General features: G+C 44.6%; 17 protein-coding genes and 1 pseudogene. 17 read left to right on the top strand and 1 reads right to left on the bottom strand.

Annotation, left to right across the window (positions count from 1 at the left end; all coding sequences use genetic code 11):
- Nucleotides 1-28 precede the first annotated feature (28 nt).
- Nucleotides 29-895: a TraB/GumN family protein gene (locus ABDW02_RS11095; RefSeq protein ID WP_343634624.1), complete on the top strand. Its 867-nt coding sequence runs from the start codon at nt 29-31 to the stop codon at nt 893-895.
- Nucleotides 896-898: 3 nt separating this feature from the next.
- On the opposite strand, the gene ABDW02_RS11090 is transcribed toward ABDW02_RS11095, so the two are convergent.
- Complete coding sequence (locus tag ABDW02_RS11090) at nt 899-1,261, bottom strand: hypothetical protein (RefSeq protein ID WP_343634623.1); 363 nt, start codon at nt 1,259-1,261, stop codon at nt 899-901.
- 128 nt (nt 1,262-1,389) lie between these two features.
- On the opposite strand from ABDW02_RS11090, the gene ABDW02_RS11085 reads away from it, so the two are divergent.
- The 16 genes and pseudogenes from ABDW02_RS11085 (at nt 1,390) to ABDW02_RS11010 (ending at nt 20,196) form a co-directional block, all read left to right on the top strand.
- Entirely contained in the window at nt 1,390-3,498 is a 2,109-nt protein-coding gene (locus ABDW02_RS11085; protein WP_343634622.1) for an Ig-like domain-containing protein, read from the top strand.
- Nucleotides 3,488-4,015 (top strand): ankyrin repeat domain-containing protein, encoded by a 528-nt coding sequence (locus tag ABDW02_RS11080; RefSeq protein WP_343634621.1) that lies wholly within the window; start codon nt 3,488-3,490, stop codon nt 4,013-4,015. The genes ABDW02_RS11085 and ABDW02_RS11080 overlap by 11 nt, the downstream gene beginning before the upstream one ends.
- Nucleotides 4,016-4,119: 104 nt before the next feature.
- On the top strand, nt 4,120-5,136 hold the full coding sequence (locus ABDW02_RS11075) for an AAA family ATPase (protein ID WP_343634620.1): 1,017 nt from the start codon (nt 4,120-4,122) through the stop codon (nt 5,134-5,136).
- A gap of 6 nt (nt 5,137-5,142) precedes the next feature.
- Nucleotides 5,143-6,012, top strand: coding sequence for a DUF58 domain-containing protein (locus tag ABDW02_RS11070; protein WP_343634619.1), 870 nt, complete (start codon nt 5,143-5,145; stop codon nt 6,010-6,012).
- The gene (locus ABDW02_RS11065) at nt 6,009-6,923 is read left to right on the top strand and encodes a hypothetical protein (protein ID WP_343634618.1); all 915 of its coding nucleotides are present in this window, start codon (nt 6,009-6,011) and stop codon (nt 6,921-6,923) included. Before ABDW02_RS11070 ends, ABDW02_RS11065 begins: the two co-directional genes overlap by 4 nt.
- Nucleotides 6,920-7,945 (top strand): VWA domain-containing protein, encoded by a 1,026-nt coding sequence (locus ABDW02_RS11060; RefSeq protein ID WP_343634617.1) that lies wholly within the window; start codon nt 6,920-6,922, stop codon nt 7,943-7,945. Before ABDW02_RS11065 ends, ABDW02_RS11060 begins: the two co-directional genes overlap by 4 nt.
- Complete coding sequence (locus ABDW02_RS11055) at nt 7,938-9,065, top strand: VWA domain-containing protein (protein ID WP_343634616.1); 1,128 nt, start codon at nt 7,938-7,940, stop codon at nt 9,063-9,065. Before ABDW02_RS11060 ends, ABDW02_RS11055 begins: the two co-directional genes overlap by 8 nt.
- Nucleotides 9,062-9,844 (top strand): tetratricopeptide repeat protein, encoded by a 783-nt coding sequence (locus ABDW02_RS11050; RefSeq protein WP_343634615.1) that lies wholly within the window; start codon nt 9,062-9,064, stop codon nt 9,842-9,844. The genes ABDW02_RS11055 and ABDW02_RS11050 overlap by 4 nt, the downstream gene beginning before the upstream one ends.
- Nucleotides 9,825-11,567, top strand: a complete 1,743-nt coding sequence (locus tag ABDW02_RS11045) for a BatD family protein (RefSeq protein WP_343634614.1) — start codon at nt 9,825-9,827, stop codon at nt 11,565-11,567. The genes ABDW02_RS11050 and ABDW02_RS11045 overlap by 20 nt, the downstream gene beginning before the upstream one ends.
- A gap of 88 nt (nt 11,568-11,655) precedes the next feature.
- On the top strand, nt 11,656-11,820 hold the full coding sequence (locus ABDW02_RS11040) for a hypothetical protein (RefSeq protein WP_343634613.1): 165 nt from the start codon (nt 11,656-11,658) through the stop codon (nt 11,818-11,820).
- Between the two features lie 377 nt (nt 11,821-12,197).
- A pseudogene (rplU, locus tag ABDW02_RS11035) lies at nt 12,198-12,506 on the top strand (50S ribosomal protein L21); the annotation flags it as partial.
- A gap of 36 nt (nt 12,507-12,542) precedes the next feature.
- Nucleotides 12,543-12,812: a 50S ribosomal protein L27 gene (rpmA, locus tag ABDW02_RS11030; RefSeq protein ID WP_343634612.1), complete on the top strand. Its 270-nt coding sequence runs from the start codon at nt 12,543-12,545 to the stop codon at nt 12,810-12,812.
- A 126-nt stretch (nt 12,813-12,938) separates the two neighbouring features.
- The gene (gene serS / locus ABDW02_RS11025) at nt 12,939-14,210 is read left to right on the top strand and encodes a serine--tRNA ligase (protein ID WP_343634611.1); all 1,272 of its coding nucleotides are present in this window, start codon (nt 12,939-12,941) and stop codon (nt 14,208-14,210) included.
- 399 nt (nt 14,211-14,609) lie between these two features.
- On the top strand, nt 14,610-17,753 hold the full coding sequence (locus tag ABDW02_RS11020) for a PKD domain-containing protein (RefSeq protein WP_343634610.1): 3,144 nt from the start codon (nt 14,610-14,612) through the stop codon (nt 17,751-17,753).
- A 75-nt stretch (nt 17,754-17,828) separates the two neighbouring features.
- Nucleotides 17,829-18,356, top strand: a complete 528-nt coding sequence (locus ABDW02_RS11015; protein WP_343634609.1) for a hypothetical protein — start codon at nt 17,829-17,831, stop codon at nt 18,354-18,356.
- A gap of 7 nt (nt 18,357-18,363) precedes the next feature.
- Nucleotides 18,364-20,196, top strand: coding sequence for a tetratricopeptide repeat protein (locus tag ABDW02_RS11010; protein ID WP_343634608.1), 1,833 nt, complete (start codon nt 18,364-18,366; stop codon nt 20,194-20,196).
- Nucleotides 20,197-20,202 lie beyond the last annotated feature (6 nt).

The following is a 20,202-nucleotide window of genomic DNA, read 5'->3' as shown; positions in this document are numbered from 1 at the left end:
TCTAACATTGTATCAGATTATGATCCGAATGAAAAAAATACCCGGCCTTCTTGTTTTCACTTTCCTTCTGACAACCTCGTTTGCCCAAAACACCATTTTGTGGTCCATTCAAAAACCAGGATCCCCCCAAACGTCTTATGTGTTGGGAACATTTCACCAAACCGGGAATTCTTTTGTCGATGGGAAACCGGTGATTAAAGAGTTGTTGCTCCAATCGGACATAGTCATTTTCGAAAGCGTAGAAGATAAGTATGAAAAGGTGATCAATGTAATGCTGCAAAGACCGGATGATTTTTCTTACCGGGAATTCCTGCTGAAAGAAGACCTGGAGTTCCTGGAAAAATTCTCCAAATACTGGAAAGTTCCGGTCAGTAAGCAAAAACCCGCGGAATTATTGGTGAAACTGCAGCAGGAATACGTGAAAATGAATTGTGGCGGTGTAAAACCAACCGACACAACCAGTCACATGGACGATTATCTGTTGTCATTGGCAAGAAACAACAATGTCCGCACGGAAGGCCTTGAAAGCTTTGCCGATCAGTTTGAGGCCATCAACAGTATCAACGGGGAAGATTTTACCTGGGAAAAAGCGAAAGATGCCGTTCATGTATGGGTCTCGAATTTTCAGGATGATAAAAACCAGTCCGAAATTTGTGGGTTGACACAAGCTTACTTAAAGCTGCGTCTGGATTACCAGTTCAATGCTAAATGTGCAGAAAACGATCCGATCCTGCTAAAGCGAAATGAGAAATGGATGCCCCTGATCAAAGATTTTATCCAACAGAACAATTCCTTGATGATCATTGTAGGCTTATACCATTTGTACGGAGAATGCGGAATTATTTCCCAACTGCGAAAAGACGGGTATACTGTAAAGCCTGTAAAACTGAAGTAAATTCTATTTCACATAATCCTGTTTCAGCACCAGCATATACTGATCGCCATCCAGTTTCGTGTATCCCTGTTCGTAGCAGAAAAAATAAGTATTCCCTTTTTGGGTTTGATAAGTGTTCGTGTAATAATGGAAATTGAACCCTTCTTCGGCCAGTGTAATAGCATCCACGGTTCGTTTTCCGCTGGGATTGAGACTTGACAGAACGCGCCGGTTCTTCCTTAAAATGTTATTAATGCGCCGCACATACTTGGTCGCGTCTTCATTCAATCGGTTGTTGTAGGTATTCCTGCAGTAGTCGGAACAAAACTTCTGATCTTTCCGGCCGCTCAGTTTTTGACCGCATTCGAGACATTTTCGATCTGTCATGTTATCCAGTGATTTCGTGAATTGATGTTGAAAAATAGTCGATTTACACAAAAACGCGATAATAATCTTAAAAATTATTGATAGTTAACTGTTTATCCAATAGATTTGCCTGTAAAACACTACTGATTATGAAGAAAATCCACTTTTTGCTGTTCGCAATGTGTCCCTTGTTGTCATTGGGCCAGACAAAGGAAATAGCCTTTTCGGAACTAACTCCCGGCAGCGGGATGTATTTCGGGGCAGTGATGACAACAACTGATATTACCGTAACAGTCCAGGGGCCGTCGGACCGCTTTATCGCTTTTGGTTTCGGAACCGGAATGGCTACCGGAAATGATGCCATTATCTGGTCAACCTTAGGAACCGGAGCTGCACCGCTTCAATTGCGCGATCACCGCATGATCGGACAGGGAGTAGAACCTTCCGTAGATGCACAGCAGGACTGGACCGTTATTTCGAACAATGTTTCGGGAGGAAACAGGACCATTGTAGCGTCGAGAGTGTTAAATACCGGAGATGCGAACGATGTGGTATTTAATTTTGCAGCAACCAGCCAGAATTTGTTTTGGTCCAAAGGGCCGAGCGCAACAAACCAATTGCAGTATCACGGTGCAAGCAACCGGGCCAGTGGAATTGTCCGCAACTGGGTAGTTCCGGATGTGACACCTCCGACGATTTCAAGTACCAGCCCGGCAGATAACGCAGCTGGAGTGAGCATTACAACTAATATTTCGATCAATTTTTCGGAGAATGTCTCCTGGGGAACCGGTTCATTCACACTCTACGACGGAAGCAACAACGTCATTCAGACAGTTTCCAGCGGGAATCCGAATGTGACCATCAGCGGGTCGAATGTGTTCTACAATCCGCCGGCTAACCTGGTAATCAATACACCATATTACATCCAGATAGACGCTACGGCGTTTAAAGATGCTGCGAATAACTTCTTTGCAGGTATTTCGGATAATACGACCTGGAATTTCAATACCAATGATCTGACGCCACCGGCATTGATTGCCGCACCTTTTGTTCCGGCTGATAATTCCGTAGGGGTTGCAATCACAACGCCGCTTTCTTTGACTTTCAATGAAGCAATTCAGGCAGGAACAGGAGAAATCCAGTTGTATAGCGGTGCAGGAACACTGGTTGAATCTTACGACGTGCTTACCAGCCCGTTAATCTCCTTTTCAGGATCTGTAGTAACGATCAACCCTACGGATTTGGTTCTGAATACCAGTTACTACGTAAATGTTCAATCGGGAGCAATCAAGGATATGTCAAACAACAACTACGCAGGATTTTCGAATAACACGACCTGGAACTTCAACACGAATGATGTCGTTGCTCCGTTGGCTGTTGCTCCGTTCTCTCCGGCAGATGATGCAACGAATGTCTCTGTTGCCGGGAATCTCAGCATTTCGTTTTCCGAAGATGTACAACTGGCAACTTCAGGAGTTATTGAACTGTTCACTTCCGCAGGAACTTTGATAGAATCATTCGGGTCGGGATCTGCTCAACTGTCAGTAAGTGGAACAACAGTAACTATTTCAACGACCAACCCGCTGAGTGAAAACACGGCTTACTATGTTCACATTACGCCCGGGTTTATTGAAGATTTGAGCGGAAATGACTACGCCGGGATTACAACCAATACTACGTGGAACTTCACAACGGGAGATTTCACGGCACCGGATATTACCAACCTGAATCCGGCGGATAACAGCATCAATGTGCTTTTGGATGTAACACCAACGGTTACCTTTAGTGAAAATGTGGTAGCAGGCCCGGGAAGTTTCTACCTGGTATGTGAAAATAACGGCGTAATCCAGGAATTCAGCACGGCTCTTGGCAACACGACTGTGACGGGCAATTCCGTTGCATTGAACCAAACCGGGTTGAACATTACCTTTAATTACCACATCCTGATCGATAACGATGCAGTAATGGATGCGGCCGGGAATGCATTTGCGGGAATATCAGATACTACTGCATGGTCTTTCACAGCAGTGCTGGAAAACGGGTTACAGGAATTAAGCCTGAATGACTATTCCTGGAACGGAAAAGAACTGGTGATCAAAACAGCTTATTCTTCCGGAGAAATTACCGATGCTGCAGGACGTGTTGTGCGCAAATTGAATGCAAAATCGACTGTTCTGGATAACCTTCCGGCCGGAATTTACGTGGTGAGAATACAGGCAAGCAACACACCTTCTTTCTTCCGGATTTATGTGGACTAAAAGCGCCTTTTTTCTTGGTTTCTTCCTTTTCATAGGAATATCAGCGAATGCTCAGGATGTTTTTGAATCTGCACGCACGGGGAATATTAAGCAACTGAAAAAGCTGATTGCCCTGGACAAAGACACCATTCAAAAAGTAAACAAAATGGGCTTTGATCCGCTGATGATTGCCTGTTACCGCGGACAAACCAAATGTGCTGAGTTTTTGATCAAACAGGGTGCAAATGTGAATAGTGCTTCTGCGGAAGGAAGTGCTTTGCAGGCGGCCTGCTATCAAAATAATACCGAACTTGGAATACTGCTGATTTCCAAAGGTGCACAGTTGAATGGGCAAGGCCCGGACGGGAATACCGCATTGATGTATGCTGTGTTGAATCAGAATCCCGAGTTGGTAAGTGCATTGAAAAAAGCAGGAGCAGATCTATCGTTGAAAAATAAGGATGGACAAACTGCGCATTCCCTGGCAATGACTTTGGAGAATACGGAAATTCAGAAGCTGGTTGAGATCTCGCATTAAAGAGTTGGAAAACTCACTATTAACAGGAGGCTTAACATAAATTAACAGCATTTGAACCCCCCAAAGGACATTCTTTCACATATTTGCGACCTTAGGCTAAAACGATGATGGACATACCTAATTTATCTCCTTCGGAGCAGTTGCAGGTAGTTGCAACTGAGATTAAAACAGAAGGACTGAAATACGATTTATTGCGTCGCGAAATCGGGAAAGTAATTGTTGGACAGGAGAACATGGTTCGAAGTCTGCTGATTGCTTTGCTGGCAGACGGGCACGTCCTGTTGGAAGGTGTTCCGGGACTGGCAAAAACCCTTGCAATTCGCACGCTTTCCAATGCTGTTTCGGGAGAATTTTCCCGCATTCAGTTTACTCCGGATTTACTTCCGGCGGACGTAACGGGAACCTTGATCTATCAACAGAAATCGGAACAGTTTTCGGTGAAAAAGGGGCCGATCTTCGCCAATTTCGTGTTGGCGGATGAGATCAACCGTGCACCGGCAAAAGTTCAGGCAGCTTTATTGGAAGCCATGCAGGAACGCCAGGTTACGATCGGTGATTCCACCTATGAACTGCCGAAACCGTTTTTAGTACTGGCAACTCAAAACCCGATCGAACAGGAAGGAACATATCCGCTTCCGGAAGCGCAGGTAGACCGTTTCATGCTGAAAGTATTCATGGGCTACCCGTCCAAACAGGAAGAACAGCTGATCCTGCGTTCCAATGTAAGACCGGAAGGATTGGAAAAGATTTCGCACGTCATGCATCCGGAAGATCTGATCAAAGGAAAGCATCTGACACGTTCCATTTACCTGGATGAAAAAGTAGAGCGTTACATCGTTGATATCGTTGATGCGACACGTAATCCTGCTACGGCCGGAGTTTCTGAAATTTCGAAATACCTGTCTTACGGGGCATCTCCGCGCGCAACCATCAACCTGGCATTGGCAGCAAAAGCAAATGCATTTTTGGAACAGCGTGGTTTCGTGATCCCGGACGATGTGCGGACAGTTGCTATGGACGTATTGCGTCACCGGGTAGGTTTGAACTACGAAGCAGAAGCCGACGGAGTGAAACCGGAACAGATCATTGAACGTTTATTGCAGCGCGTAGAAGTTCCATAAATCACCATGGATAAGGAAGCCTTACTGAAGCGCATTCGTACCATTGAGCTTCAAACTCGCGGTATGACTGAACAAGTATTCGCAGGACAATACCAGTCTGCGTTTAAAGGACGTGGTATGTCTTTTAGTGAAGTAAGGTCTTACCAGGTCGGAGACGACGTGCGTACCATCGATTGGAATGTAACGGCGCGTTTCAGAGAACCTTATATCAAGATTTTCGAAGAGGAACGGGAATTAACTGTTCTGTTGGTGATCGATGTTTCCGGTTCCATGTATTTCGGACAGGGAAAAGATTCCAAAATATCTTTGGCTGTTGAATTGGCTGCAACATTGGCTTTTTCAGCGGCAAAGAAAAACGATAAAGTAGGAGCGATCTTTATTTCGGATGAAGTAGAGTATTACGTTCCACCTAAAAAAGGCTTCGGCCACGTGCACTTTCTGCTGCGCAAACTCATTAACCTGAAACCGAAATCCGGCGGAACGAGCCTGGATACGGGATTAAGATATGCCCGGAATATCTTCAAGCAACGGGGCATTTGCTTTGTGATCAGTGATTTTTCCCAATCCGAATTGAGCAAGGAAGGATTCGCGAATACGGCCCGAAAGCACGACTTGGTGGCTCTTGGCGTCAGTGATGCCGGTGAAGCAAACCTTCCGAATGTGGGATTTGTGCGCTGGCTGAATGCAGAAACCGGTGCTACCAATTGGATCGACAGTTCTTCCCCGCAGGTGAGAAAGGACTACGAAAAAAATTACAGGTTGCGAAAAGAACGAAATCAAGCCTTTTTCCAGCAATTGGGAATCGACGCGGCATTTTTCGATGTCGGAGACCACGTTTATTTGCCTTTACTTCAATTATTCAAACGCCGCAAATGAGAATCCTTTTATCCATAGCGGCCATGTGTTGTTTGGGAGCAGGATTTGCACAAACAAAGCGCGTTTATTGGGCGGAAGATTCCGTGCGTATCGGGGATAAGGCAAAATTGACGATCCTGGTGAAGCACAAACCGAAACAATTTGATTACAACCCGATTTCGGATGTGTTTATCTGTGATGTGAACCACAAAGGCCAAACGCTTTGGAAACCGGGAGGAGAATTGGAAATCGAATCGTTTGAAGATACTTCCTATACGCAAAACGGAATTAACTACTGGAAAGGAACTTATACCTTAATTGCATGGGATTCTGCCAAATACCGCCTGCCGGAATTGTGGATGACATGGAAAGATTCGACCTTCGCTTTCCGTGCACCGAACCTTTACGTAGGTTTCGTCAAAAAGAAAGTAAAAGACGGAATTGAGGAAATTCCGATCGAACCGGAAAATGAAACCTGGAGACTGGTGAAAAAATACTGGTGGGTTTTACTCCCTGTAGTTGCGGGAATCGTTATTGTCATTCTCTGGAACAGGAGAAGAACCATTAAAAAGACCGACGAACTGAGTTTGCGCGAACGGACCTTGCTTGCCATTCAGCAACTCCGGAAAAAAGAAGACTGGCTTCACGGCAGAACCAAATCACATTACGTCGGTTTTTCTGCCATCCTGAAACAGTATTTGAGTTCGCGCTACGAACTGAACCTGATGGAGCGCACGACTTACGAAACGATCTCTCTGCTGAAGCTGAAAGGATTGGATCTGAATATGGTCCGGAGAATTGAAGTGCTGCTGAGAGAAGCAGATATGGTGAAATTTGCCAAAACGGAATTGAACGATATGCACATTCAATCGAGCTTGTTCCGCCTGGAAGAAATAGTTACAGAATTAAGTCCCCTGGAAATACCCGAATGAGCCGTTATTTCAACATATTTTTTTGGGAATATGATTTCTACAATCCGCAGATGCTGTGGCTGTTGCTGGCTATCCCGGTACTTTTGTTCTTTTGGGAATACCTGCAAAAAAACCGCGTCGGTCAGCTGAAATATGCGAATTCGGAGCAGGAACAACTTTCCTATTCGATAGGCTGGGTGCGCTACATCCGTTGGGGAATCAATACCTTTTACGCGCTTTCGATGGCTTGTCTGGTGCTCACACTGGCAGAACCCTACAACACGTCCATTGATCCGCCGAAGATCGACTATAAGAACGGGATTGATATCATTTTAGCCATTGATGCCTCCGGGTCAATGCTTGCCCAGGATTTTGATCCGAACCGCCTGGAAGCTGCCAAACGTGTTGCCAAAAAATTTGTGGATTCCCGGAAAGGCGACCGCGTGGGTTTGGTGGTTTACGAAGGAGAAGCTTACACGGCTTGTCCGGCGACCTTGGATTACAAATTATTGAAAGAGCAGATCGGGGCCATCGAACCGGGATACTTAGAGCCCGGAACAGCAATCGGAAGTGGTTTGGGAGTTGCTGTGACCCGTTTGAGAAGTGACAGCCTGATCTCCAAAGTCATAATTCTGCTCACCGACGGAAGCAGCAATACCGGCCCGGACCCGATGGAAGCGGCCGAACTGGCGAAAGCAAAGAAATGTAAAGTATATACCATCGGAGTGGGAGCGAACGGCATGGCACCGACTCCGGTCCAAACACCGTTCGGGATTATTTACCAGAATGTTCCGGTAGAAATTGACGAAGGAATCCTGAAAGATATTTCCAAACTGACCAATGGAAAATACTTCCGGGCGCAAGACGAAAAATCGCTCGTAAAAATTTATGCCGAAATTGATAAACTGGAAAAACGGAAAATGGAAGACCAGCATTTGGCTTCGGAACCGCCACTGACCTTGTTTCCTTTTTTCATTTGGAGTATCTTGTTTTCCGTCACAGCCTGGACAGTCCAACGCCTGAAATTCAAACTGGATGATTAAAGGAAAGAGTACATACAATCATTTGGTGAAACTGTTAGCGGTTTCGGAAGCAATCTGGTGGTCGCTGGTGCTGATTTGCTATGTGCTTGTTCCGTTCGACAGCTGGGGAGTAAAACTGCTGCATAGTGAAATGCTCGGTTTGTGGCTGCTTATCCCGGCATTGGCGGCATTATCCTGGATCCAATGGAGGTGGAAAGCACGCATTTATGAACAGTATTCCGGCTACGGTTCTACCCGCATGTTATGGGTGAAATTTGAACCGGTAAAAGCCTTTTTGCATTATTTCCTGCTTCGGAGCACTTATTTCTTCATCGTTCTCGCCATGGCACAGCCTGTTGCAGGTTCCCGCAAGGTTAATGGTTCCAAGCGCGTACTCGACCTGGTAATTTGCCTGGATATTTCGAATTCCATGAATACCAAAGACATGGGAGGGAATCAGTCCAGCCGTTTGACGGCAGCAAAACAGGCCATCGGTGAATTGCTGAACCAACTCAAAGGCGAACGGATTGCCGTAGTGATTTTTGCCAATGATGCTTACACGCAGCTTCCGTTAACAATGGATTATGGAGCGGCAAAACTCTTCGTTCCGGATATTGAAACGTCGATGATCTCAGATCAGGGAACGAACATCGGAAGAGCATTGGAAGTGGCGCAGGACCAGTTTAAGGATACGGAGTCGGGGAAAGCGATCCTGGTGATAACCGACGGAGAAGACCACGAAGCACTGTGGAAGCAGCAGCTGGAGAAACTCAAAAAGAAACACGTGGAATTAGCTTATTTGGGTCTGGGTTCCACCAAGGGAGGATTGATTCCGAATAATCCGTACGATGAATCCGAAGGATACAAGCGCGAATACGGACATGCCGTGGTATCAAAGATTGATAAACAAGGATTGACACGCATGGCAAGTGCATCCGGGAGCATCCTGGTGACATCCGATAGCCCGTTCCCGAACATTTACGATATCGCAACCAATTATAAGAACGCAAAAAATAAGCAGGTTATGAAAGTGGAATTTAAAGTAGATAAAAACTATTTTTACATTCCTGCAACTTTGGCACTTTTATGTATGATCTGCTACTTCTTTTTACCCATCATCATTAATCCCGATAAGTCATGAAAACAGCATGGATGATTCTTTTGTGTGTCTGGACTTTCAATGCTTATGGGCAGGAATGGAAAGAAACGCTCAACCAGGCCAGGACTTTATACAAAAAAGGAAACTACAAAGAAGCGTTAAAGTATTATAAAAGAGCCGAACAAATAGCTCCAAATGATGTAGATTTGTCTCAGGAAATAGGTCAGACTGCTTACCGCGCCAATGATTTTGGTACGGCTGCGGAAAACTTTGAACGTCAGGTGAATAATGCTGAAACGAAAGAAAAAGAGATCCGCGCCAGAACAAGTTTGGGAGAATCCCGTATGAAGCAACAGGATTTTCAAAGTGCGGTGGATAATTATAAGCAGATTCTGAGAATGGATCCGGACAACGAAAAAGCAAGACAGCGGTTGGTTGAGGCGAAAAGATTATTGGAACAGCAGAAAAAACAACAACAGAACAAACAAGACAAAGAGAATAACCAACAGAACAAAGACAAGAATCAAAATCAGCAAAATAATAATCAGAATCAACAGAATCAACAGAATCAACAGAATCAACAGAATCAACAGAATCAACAGAATCAACAGAATCAACAGAATAATTCAAAGGATAAACAACAAAACCAAAACCAACAAAATCAGCAGTCTCAGCAACAGAAGAGCGAACAAAAAAAATTACAGGATAAAGAGACTGAGCGAAAACTCGACGAGTTTAGCAAACAGGAAATGAATACGAAGAAACGATTGGATGGTTCAAAAGGTACTACAGGTGGTAAAAGTGCAAGAAAAGACTGGTAATCAATGGCAATTTTTAGTGCTTTTGTTCACATTTGTGAGCCAGATTTCTGTTGCCCAAAAACCGATTGTTGCCCTTACGTCCGATAAGAAGGAAGTCGGGGCGAACGAGCACGTTGGCTTTACCGTTACTTCCAACGTAGAAGGATCCATGAAGATCGATTTCCCGGTGGAGTTCGAAGTAGATTTGAACGTCATGCATGGAATGGAACAGAAAATGGACCCGAGCGGTAAGATCAAAACGTATTATTACATGCAGCAAACGGGAGCTTTCAAAAAAGAAGGAACCTATTCGTTTTACGCCTATACGACTTACCGCAATAAAACCTACAGATCCAACAAGATTACCATTAAAGTCAATGAAGCTTCGGAAGAAGATGATAAGGTCAATTCCAACGATCCTGTTTTTGGTTTCATCCAATGCAAAAAGACGACTGTTTACGAAGGAGAACCGATCTTACTGAAAGCCAAAGTATTCTCTTATATCAATATTGAATACCTGGAAGGATATTCGGACTTCAAAGCAGATCTTTCCATGGAAGAACACGCGTTCCCGAACGGACGTGTGGAAGTGGAACAAACGCGTGTAAACGGAAAAGATGCCCTGGCGTTCGAATACGGAAAGCAGTTATTGATTCCCGTAGGAACAGGAAAATGCCACATCAAACCATACGAAATGGCTTTGCGCTGCCACGGTTCGCTGTTTTCGAAAACCATGCGTTTCCGTTCTTCCGGGCTCACAATCAATATCAAGCCATTGCCGGGGAATGCTCCGAAAGATTTCATCGGTGCAGTAGGTGAATACCGCCTTTCACAGAAAAATCCGTCAAAAGAAGTCAAAGAAGGCGATGTTTTCACATTAGAACTTATTATTTCCGGTGTAGGGAACCTGCACAATTCGAATGCGCCGAAATTAAAACTGCCCAAAGGCTGTTCCATTTACGGAGATCCGGAGCGCGTAGAAGACATTGAATTTACAGAAAGTGGTGCAGAAGGAACAATCACTTATCGGTTTAATATTCAGGTACTCGAAGGCCATGACCTGGCTTTTACAGCACCATCTGTCAGTTATTTCGACCCGGAAAAGGAACGTTATATTGCCATTAAGGGAAATGCGTTCAATATCAACGTCATTCCGGATAAGAGCTTTAACCCGGTTGTTTTATCAGATCCGGCTTCCGGAACGCACACAGACATGGTTGACCTGAAAACTCAGAAAACAACCACTTCAGCAACAAATACGAGTACTTCTTCCAAATCCAGATTGTGGGTAGGAATTGTTGCTCCGACCAGTTTGCTGGGACTTTTATTCCTGCTTTTGGTGGTCAGAAAACGCAAGAAAAAAGAAGTGGAGAAAATAACAGTTTCCGAGACAGACGACCTGGTCAGAAAACCTGTTTTCCTGGATGATGCAAAACCGGAAACTCCGGCTGCAGCTATAGATTACTGGAAAGATGCCGAAAATCACCTGGAAGATCCGGGGGTGTTTGCTATCCTTTTACCGAAAGCGATTATCCAGCGCATCGAGCAATGTGAAAAATGCAATTTCCAGTCGCGTGAGAAAGCTTTTGACCGCTTACTTGATACCAAGCCGGAGATTGCCAAAGGGTTGCGGGAGATCATTGAAATCTGCGATCAATACCGCTATGGATTTGGTGCTGAGCACTTAGAAACAAGAGAGCTACTGGCAAATGCGGAGAACTTGCTGAAGCAATTACCATCCTGAAGCCTTTTTTCACAGAAAAGTTGACGTAAAAAGATTCACTTTTGATTTTTTTACTACTTTTACCCCACAAAACACAAATTAATACATCATGAGCGTTTTTGGTATCGTATTGTTTCTTTTGATCGGAGGTATGGCATTTTGGATGCTTTTGTTCTTAATGGGATTTGTTCTTCCTTTTTGGATTACATTGGGAATCAATCAGCAAATGCGCCCGAAGCGTGTATTTGAAAAAGACGACACAGAAGCAAAGTAATTTGCACAACTATATTGAAGAACCCTGGCTGTCGATGCCGGGGTTTTTTGTTTTCCGGAAATCTTTTGGGCATTAAAAAGAGATTATAAAGCACGCGGATGGCGCGGATTTTCGCAGATGTATAACTATGAAAATTTGCGCGTAAAAAATCCTGTGTTAAGTTCATTGTTTGATGTTAGCGCCTTAGCTATTTGTCATTTGCGGGAAAACAGAACCCATTTGGTTTTGCATCAAAATGGTTTATACATTATTCCTTCCAGCACTGATCTCCGGCAGGTGAATTTGAAGAGTTCCGGAAGAAAAAATAGGGGTTCTGTATTGATTGTTGGAAAACTTTACTATCTTTGCCCTCCAAATTAAATTTTAAAACATCTGTTATGTACGCAATAGTAGAAATAGCAGGGCAGCAATTTAAAGTGCAAAAAGACCAAAAAATCTTTGTACACCGTTTGGATGCTGAGGCAGGATCAAAAGTAGAATTCGATCGTGTTTTATTGGTTGACAACGGAGGAAAAGTGAATATTGGCGCCCCGGCTATCGCAGGAGCAGTAGTTACTGCTCAAGTGAATGATCACGTTAAAGGTGATACAGTTATCGTTTTCCGCAAAAAACGCAGAAAAGGATACGTGAAAAGAAACGGACACCGTCAATCTTTTACACAAATTACAATTACAGGTATTACAGCGTAATTCTGTCAGCAGACAGATAAAAAATTAGAAAGCATGGCACACAAAAAAGGAGTCGGTAGTTCTAAAAACGGTCGCGAATCAGAAAGCAAACGTTTAGGAGTGAAAATTTTCGGTGGACAAATGGCAATCGCTGGGAACATTATTGTTCGTCAACGCGGAACTGCACACCATCCGGGAGAAAATGTTGGGATCGGGAAAGATCACACATTGTACGCATTGACTGACGGAACAGTTGAGTTCCGTAAAAAAAGAGATAATCGTTCGTTTGTATCGGTAGTTCCATTTGAAACTACGGAAGCTTAATCGAATAATCAATATTTTTTGAAAGGCGAGTTCCGGAAGTTTCGGGGTTCGCCTTTTTTTATTTTTAATTTTACCAATTTTAAACCCGGTTCGCTTCGGCGGGCTAACACTCAAATTCAATTCATTATGTTAGAAATGACCAAAATCCGCGCTGAACGTGATGAGATCATCACCGCACTCAAGAAGCGCAACATTGATGTGACAGAGACGATTGATGCAATTATTGCAAAAGACCAGCAATGGCGTGCAGCAAAAACATCCATGGAATCGATCGCATCCGAATTGAATAAGATTGCCAAAGAAATCGGGGAATTTTTCAAAAGCGGTAAAACTGCAGAAGCAGAAGCTGCTAAAACAAAAACTGCGGATTTAAAACAGGAAGAGCATCAGTTAAAAGTGCAGGTAGATGCACTTGAAGACGAAATCACGCACTTGCTTTACCAAATTCCGAATGTTCCGAATGCATTGGTTGTTGCCGGGAAAAACGAAGAAGACAACGAAACCATCGAAGTAGTCGGTGAACCGGCTGTTTTGCATAACAATGCGCTTCCACACTGGGAATTGACCAAAAAATTCGACCTGATCGATTTCGAATTGGGAGTAAAGATCACCGGAGCAGGATTCCCGGTTTATAAAGGAAAAGGCGCGAAATTGCAGCGTGCATTGATCCAGTTCTTCCTGGAAGAAGCCGAGAAAGCAGGTTACGAAGAATTTATTGTGCCTCACGTAGTAAACGAAGCGAGCGCTTACGGTACAGGACAACTTCCCGATAAGGAAGGACAAATGTACCACATGCCGGTCGACGATTTATACATGATCCCGACAGCTGAAGTTCCGTTGACGAATATTTACCGCGATGTCGTTCTTCCGGATGAGAACTTCTCGATCAAACTGACCGGTTATACACCGTGTTTCCGTCGGGAGGCAGGGAGCTACGGGGCGCATGTACGCGGATTGAACCGTTTGCACCAATTCGACAAAGTGGAGATCGTGCGTATCGAACATCCGAGAAATACAGAACGTGCTTTGACCGAAATGGTGGATCACGTGAAAGGATTACTGGAAAAGCTGGGATTGCATTACCGCGTGTTGCGTTTATGTGGTGGAGATACCGGTTTCGCTTCAGCTATGACTTACGATTTCGAAGTGTTCTCCGCAGCACAGGAAAAATGGCTGGAAGTGAGCTCTTGTTCCCGCTTTGATACCTTTCAGGCAAACCGTTTGAAGTTGCGTTTCAAAGGAAGTGACAAGAAAAATTACCTGGCACATACCTTAAACGGTTCAGCTTTGGCATTGCCGAGAATCATGGCTTCCATTATGGAAAATTACCAGACACTGGACGGAATTGAAATCCCGGAGGTGTTGCATAAATACACTGGATTTACGAGAATCGATTAAGGATTTTACGAATAAAAGAATCCCTTTGGTTTTACCGGAGGGATTTTTTGTTGTAGCATACTTTTTTATTTTAACCGCGAAGAAAATAAAAGTGCAAAGAGAATCTTGCACACTTCCATTATGAAAAATTACGGGACACTTGGCCGCATGCGTTTTTTTTGTTTGGTGGTCGTTAAATATTCATTTGTAGCGGTGAAATATTCATGCAAAAGGTTAATTGATACAACAATTAATTTCATATTTTGAAAGGTTTCGTGCAATTTTCAAAGCCCAATAGTTTGATTGAAAAGACCAGTACCGGCTTTTTGTAGATGAAATGAAATAACCCGTCAATTCTTACCGGACTAGACGGTTCGATTTTTTTTGCGTCATTGGGGTGTTGAGTTTAATTACTGTATTATGAAGACTAGATTGCCACTCCTTCGTGTGCTGAACCTCCTGTTTGGCGCATGTCTTTTCGTCCCCCTGATTTCCAATGGGCAGTACTGCGATTCTATCACACCGACATTCAATGTGGACCTGTCTGCAAGTCCGTATATGACCTGGGTGAGCCCCACTACCGACAGAGATGGTTTTTGTTGCGGGGCTTCCGCACCGGATAAATGCCTGGAATTTGTCATTACACTGAATCCGAATTCCGCAGCTATTGTATTTAATATTGCTTCGGGAGCGGTGCCTCCGGGGGCGTTGTTCTACCAGATTGATTGCGGAACACCCACGCCGGTTGGTTCACCGATCTGTTTGTATGGTACAGGCCCGTTTCATCTTACATTTTGTAAACCCGGGAACAATACCAATACCTTCTCCATTGAAACCATTCCTAATCCGATATTTGGCCCCAACCTGACGCTGGGAGATGGATGTTCGGATGAATTATGGGTACAATTTTACGATGAAAGCACCATTACATGGAACAGTATCAATCCGGGAACACCGGGCTCAGAAAACGGACTGCTATCCTGCACGGCTGCCTGTGATACGGTAGTTGCATCCAACAATTCATTGGCTCCTCCGGTTGTGGATTACCTGGTTTGCGGAATGGCTGCAAATGGGTGCACAAGCGCACCAATTTGCGATACGATGACGGTTACTTTTGCCTCGCCGCTGACTGCGGCAATCCTAGCCCCTGATACAATTCTTTGTCCGAACGAACTGACTGTTCCGGTGACTGCCCAGGCATCAGGCGGAACACCTCCGTATGCATTTACATGGTCTAACGGGGCAAATACTTCCGGAACGGCTTTAGGAGTCGGAACACATTCCGTAAGCGTTACAGATGCAACAAACTGCATCATCCGGCAGGCTTTTGTTACTGTTACGCAATTGCCTGCTCCAACTGTTGATGCAGGTCCTGCAATAGATGTTTGTTTGAATTACATCGGAGCAATTACATTAACAGCAACTGCTTCCAATACCCAGGGAGTTTTGTGGTCGGGAGGAACCGGGACTTTTTCACCGAGTGATACATCGATGGTTGTGGACTATTATCCCGGTGCAGGTGAGTTCAGTACCGGAATTGTCCAAATCGGAATAGGAACGGTAAATAACACAGGTTGCCCGGAAGCTTCGGACAGTACGCAAATTGCCTTTAATCCGGTTTTGGAGACAGTACTTATCGAAACGCAGGACGTTTCTTGTTTTGGAATGGCTAATGGTACGGCGATGGTAACTATGACAGGATTAACCGGTCCTTATTCTTTCGCCTTTGACGGAGGAGCTTATACCGCTTCCAATTCAGTTATGAATTTGGCACCGGGACAACACACGGTAAATATCTTGAATTCCATCGGTTGTGATACACTGTTGTTATTTGTTATTAATGAACCACCGCTTTTACAAGTGAGCCAGGTCAATATTACGAACGTCTCTTGTTCGGGTGGTTCCGATGGATCGGTCACCGTGCAGGGAACGGGAGGTTACGGCACATATGTTAATAGCTGGAATACGAATCCGGTACAGACTGCCGCAACGGCAACCGGTTTAAGCGCCGGAAATTACACGGTAATACTTACGGATCAGAATGGATGTACAAGCAATTTGACCCTGACAGTCAGCGAACCTTTACCACTGGCAAATAACTTTACCGTTATTCAGCCAAGCTGTAACGGATTCAATGATGGAAGTGTCCAGGCAGTGGTTTCAGGTGGTACGGCTCCATATTCTTATAACTGGAATAACGGCGGGAACGGAAATGCTATTAACGGACTCCTTTCAGGGAACTACTCGGTAACAATCGCGGATTTAAACGGTTGTACTTTACTTCAGAATGTGTTTGTTCCGCAACCAGCACCTCTTGCCATGACCATTTCACCCGATACCATCATTTGTCCCGGAAGCCCGATAACACTTGGCGTTCAGGTAAGCGGTGGTACGGGAACTTACTCCTTCGATTGGTCACCACAAACAGGAAGCTCCAATCAACTAACAGTTTCGCCGGTTGTTCAGACCACTTATACCTGTACTATTACAGATGCGAACGGATGTTTGATCGGATCTTCAGCGACTGTTTCCATGATTTCTTTGAATCCGGCAGATATTTACGCGACTATTTCAGACTCAGCTATCTGTGTGGGAGAAGAAGTAACAATAAGCGGGGCTTATACCGGTTCGGACCAAACCGTTGTACTCTCCTGGACTCATTGTTCTTCCTGTCCGATTACGCAAACCATTGCGCCGTCAACCGCTACTACCTATACCATTTCGGCAACAAATCAATGCAATCAGCAGATTAGTGCTGATGTAACAGTAATCGTATCTGAACCTCCTGTGGTGAATTTAAACCCGGATCTGGGAACTTATTGCCAGGGAGAATATTTTTCTGTGTCAAATTCGGGAACGAATGATCCGTCATGGATTTATACCTGGGTTTTCGCTGATGGAACTGTTTCACATGATATGACTGCGGTTCACGTATTCAATACGGCAGGTCAGTTCGACGTCAGTTTGACAATCGTGAATCAATTCGGCTGTCAAAGTGCTGCAGCTGCAAGCGGCACCGTGACGGTCAATCCACGCGCGGTTGCTTCTTTTACCTCAGACAGAACAGAAGTTACGACCATCGATCCGGTATTTCATTTCACCAATACTTCCCAGAATGCTTCGGAATATGAGTGGCATTTCGGAGATGATGATATGAGTTATGTCACGAATCCGACTCACAGTTACGATACCTATGGAGAATTCACGGTTACATTGAATGCAAATAACGAATACAACTGCCCGGATCAGGCTCACCTGGTTGTGACGGTAAAACCTTCTTTCGAATTGTTTGTGCCGAATGCATTTACTCCGGACGGAGATGAATTCAACAATACGTTTATGGCGACTGGTTATGGAATACTGGAAACCGATTTTTCGATGGAGATTTACAATCGGTGGGGCGAATTGATTTTTGAATCCCATAACATGCAAATTGGTTGGGACGGTTCATACGGCGCAGGTACAGAACGTGTTCAGGACGGAACATACACCTGGGTAATCCGGTTTAAAGATTTGACAAATACCTTGCATGAAAAAAACGGGCATTTGAGTCTGCTGCGTTAAGTAACAAATACACAGGTAGGGGGGTAAAATTTTACGCCCCTACCTGTTTCTGGTGATTTTATGTAATTTAGTAAAATGCTGAGAATCCTGTCTTTTGTAATACTGCTTGCCACCCTCGCTTCCTGCGAAGGCAAACTGGGCAAGTTTGAAGAAGATGTGCTGTTCTCAAAAGCTACCAATGATTCCGTTCAGGTTCTCCTCCGGGAACTGGATACCAACCAGGTTCTGAAACTGCGCGGAAAATCCAAAAGAATGCTGCTGAATTTCAATATAGAATTGGGAAATGACACGCTCGACATTGAAACGGCCAGAGAGATCGATGGGTTTATCCGGGCATACCGTGCTACGGATTTCTTCACTACGGAAATCAGGCAGTTGCGCCAGGCGCAAAAAGATCAGCAGGAAAGATTGCAGAAATTGCAGTCGGATATTGAGAATGGGGCGGGCGACCGTTCGGCCTATTACGAACAGGTTCAGTTTGAACGGAGAGAAGCCCGACAGATTCGCTTGCATAGTTTATCCCTGGAAAAAGAATTTATGGATTTTAAACAATCTTACGAGCAATTTAAACCTACATTTGAGCGTTTTAAAGCTGTACACTAAATAAATCATGAAACAAGCGCTGATTTTCTGTTGTCTTCTTCTTCTTTCTTTTGCGGGTTCGGCACAAACCAGTACCGACCAGCAATTGGCGAATTTGTATTACAACAATGGCGAATTCGAAAAAGCACTTCCGTATTTCGAGAAGATCATTACTAAGCAAAGCACGAAGTTTGACCAGTTGCGCTATGTGGATTGCCTGGAGAAAACCAACCAGGTAAAAGATGCTGAGAAATTCCTGAAAAAACTGGTTTCAGCCAATTCCAATGATTTCGATTATACGATTGCGCTCGGAGATTTATACGAACGGACAGAACGCACTTCGCAAACCGAAAAATTGTACAACGACCGTATCAAACAAGTCGCGTCGAATGGCTATGAAGTAGTTGAATTGTACAATTCCTTCATCAAAAAAGGAAAAGTAGAGTGGGGACTGAAAACCCTCGAAGCGGGAAGAAAAGAATTGAAGAAGAACTATCCTTTGCAGATCCAGTTTGCGGAAGTCTATTCCCTGTTGGGAAGAACCGATGAAATGATCGATGAGTATTTCGATGTCCTGGACCAGTATCCGAACTACAGCAGCAACATTCAGAATGCTTTGACCAAACAGATCGATTTCTCGGAAGATAAAACAGGTGTTTATCAGAAACTGAAAGACAAACTATTGGTGCGCATCCAGAAGAAGCCGAACGATTTTGTGTATTCCGAAATGCTGATCTGGCTGTTCATCCAAAAAAAGGAGTTCAAATCGGCGTTGACACAAACCCAGGCTTTGGACCGTCGTGAGAAAGGAAACGGGAACCGCGTGATGGATTTGGCGGAAACCTGCGTGGAAAACAGCGATTACACAACAGCGCGTTCGGCATACAGGTACGTCATCGACCAGGGGCCGCAAAACCCGAATTACTATGCGGCATACAGTGCGTTGCTGAACATCCGTTACCGCGAAATTACCATCGAAAAGAAATACCAGCCGCAGGATATCCGGGAAGCAGAAAAAGAATACCGTGAAGGGTTGAAGCTTTTGGGCTGGGGAAGAAACGCGGTTTATACGGCAAAAGAACTGGCCGAGATCAAAGCCTATTACGGAAACGACGCCAAAGGAGCAGCCGATTTGCTGGATAGCTGCCTGGCTGTAAACGGATTATCCGACCTGGAAAAGGCACAGATCAAAATGGCATTGGCAGACGTATTGGTACTCCAGGACGATATCTGGCAGGCATCGCTTTACTACATGCAGATCGACAAGGATTTCAAGTTTGAAGCAATCGGTTCCGAAGCGAAATTCAAGAATGCCCGCATTTTCTATTACGACGGCGATTTCAAATTTGCGCAGTCGCAATTAGACATCCTCAAAGAATCGACCAGCAAGCTCATTGCAAACGACGCGATGAAACTATCCGTGCTGATCACAGACAATTTGGGCCTGGACAGCAATTACACCGCCATGTACCAGTTTGCACAGGCAGATTTGCTCTTGGAACAGCACCAATACGAGCGGGCATTTACCCTATACGATTCGATCAATCAGGCATTTCCGGCACACGGATTAGCAGATGAAATTTTGCTCCGCAAGGCACAAGCCATGCAATACCAGGGAAAATGGCAGGAAGCACTCGATTACCTGAACAAAATTGTCACCTATCACATGGATGACATCCTATCCGACGATGCGATATTCACCATCGCTGAGATCTATGAGAAGAACCTCCACGACAAGGAAAAAGCCGCGGAATACTACAAAAAAATCCTTTTTGAATGCAAAGGAAGCCTATTGACAGTTGAAGCACGTAAACGATACCGGGCATTGCGCGGAGATGTATCCGATTCGGAGGATCTGTGATTTCGA

Origin of the sequence: Fluviicola sp., assembly GCF_039596395.1 — a bacterium.
GTDB lineage: Bacteria > Bacteroidota > Bacteroidia > Flavobacteriales_D > Crocinitomicaceae > Fluviicola.
Note: the sequence above shows the minus strand (reverse complement) of the source record. Positions and strands in the feature narration are given on the sequence as shown.

What these genes read in the sequence shown, in the direction of transcription:
- ABDW02_RS11050 (WP_343634615.1), top strand. Translation starts at nt 9,062, where the DNA reads ATGAAAACAGCATGGATGATTCTTTTGTGTGTCTGGACTTTCAATGCT.
- ABDW02_RS11040 (WP_343634613.1), top strand. Translation starts at nt 11,656, where the DNA reads ATGAGCGTTTTTGGTATCGTATTGTTTCTTTTGATCGGAGGTATGGCA.
- serS (WP_343634611.1), top strand. Translation starts at nt 12,939, where the DNA reads ATGTTAGAAATGACCAAAATCCGCGCTGAACGTGATGAGATCATCACC.
- ABDW02_RS11090 (WP_343634623.1), bottom strand. Translation starts at nt 1,261, where the DNA reads ATGACAGATCGAAAATGTCTCGAATGCGGTCAAAAACTGAGCGGCCGG.
- ABDW02_RS11085 (WP_343634622.1), top strand. Translation starts at nt 1,390, where the DNA reads ATGAAGAAAATCCACTTTTTGCTGTTCGCAATGTGTCCCTTGTTGTCA.
- ABDW02_RS11060 (WP_343634617.1), top strand. Translation starts at nt 6,920, where the DNA reads ATGAGCCGTTATTTCAACATATTTTTTTGGGAATATGATTTCTACAAT.
- ABDW02_RS11065 (WP_343634618.1), top strand. Translation starts at nt 6,009, where the DNA reads ATGAGAATCCTTTTATCCATAGCGGCCATGTGTTGTTTGGGAGCAGGA.
- ABDW02_RS11020 (WP_343634610.1), top strand. Translation starts at nt 14,610, where the DNA reads ATGAAGACTAGATTGCCACTCCTTCGTGTGCTGAACCTCCTGTTTGGC.
- ABDW02_RS11055 (WP_343634616.1), top strand. Translation starts at nt 7,938, where the DNA reads ATGATTAAAGGAAAGAGTACATACAATCATTTGGTGAAACTGTTAGCG.
- ABDW02_RS11015 (WP_343634609.1), top strand. Translation starts at nt 17,829, where the DNA reads ATGCTGAGAATCCTGTCTTTTGTAATACTGCTTGCCACCCTCGCTTCC.
- ABDW02_RS11080 (WP_343634621.1), top strand. Translation starts at nt 3,488, where the DNA reads ATGTGGACTAAAAGCGCCTTTTTTCTTGGTTTCTTCCTTTTCATAGGA.
- ABDW02_RS11010 (WP_343634608.1), top strand. Translation starts at nt 18,364, where the DNA reads ATGAAACAAGCGCTGATTTTCTGTTGTCTTCTTCTTCTTTCTTTTGCG.
- ABDW02_RS11070 (WP_343634619.1), top strand. Translation starts at nt 5,143, where the DNA reads ATGGATAAGGAAGCCTTACTGAAGCGCATTCGTACCATTGAGCTTCAA.
- ABDW02_RS11075 (WP_343634620.1), top strand. Translation starts at nt 4,120, where the DNA reads ATGATGGACATACCTAATTTATCTCCTTCGGAGCAGTTGCAGGTAGTT.
- ABDW02_RS11095 (WP_343634624.1), top strand. Translation starts at nt 29, where the DNA reads ATGAAAAAAATACCCGGCCTTCTTGTTTTCACTTTCCTTCTGACAACC.
- rpmA (WP_343634612.1), top strand. Translation starts at nt 12,543, where the DNA reads ATGGCACACAAAAAAGGAGTCGGTAGTTCTAAAAACGGTCGCGAATCA.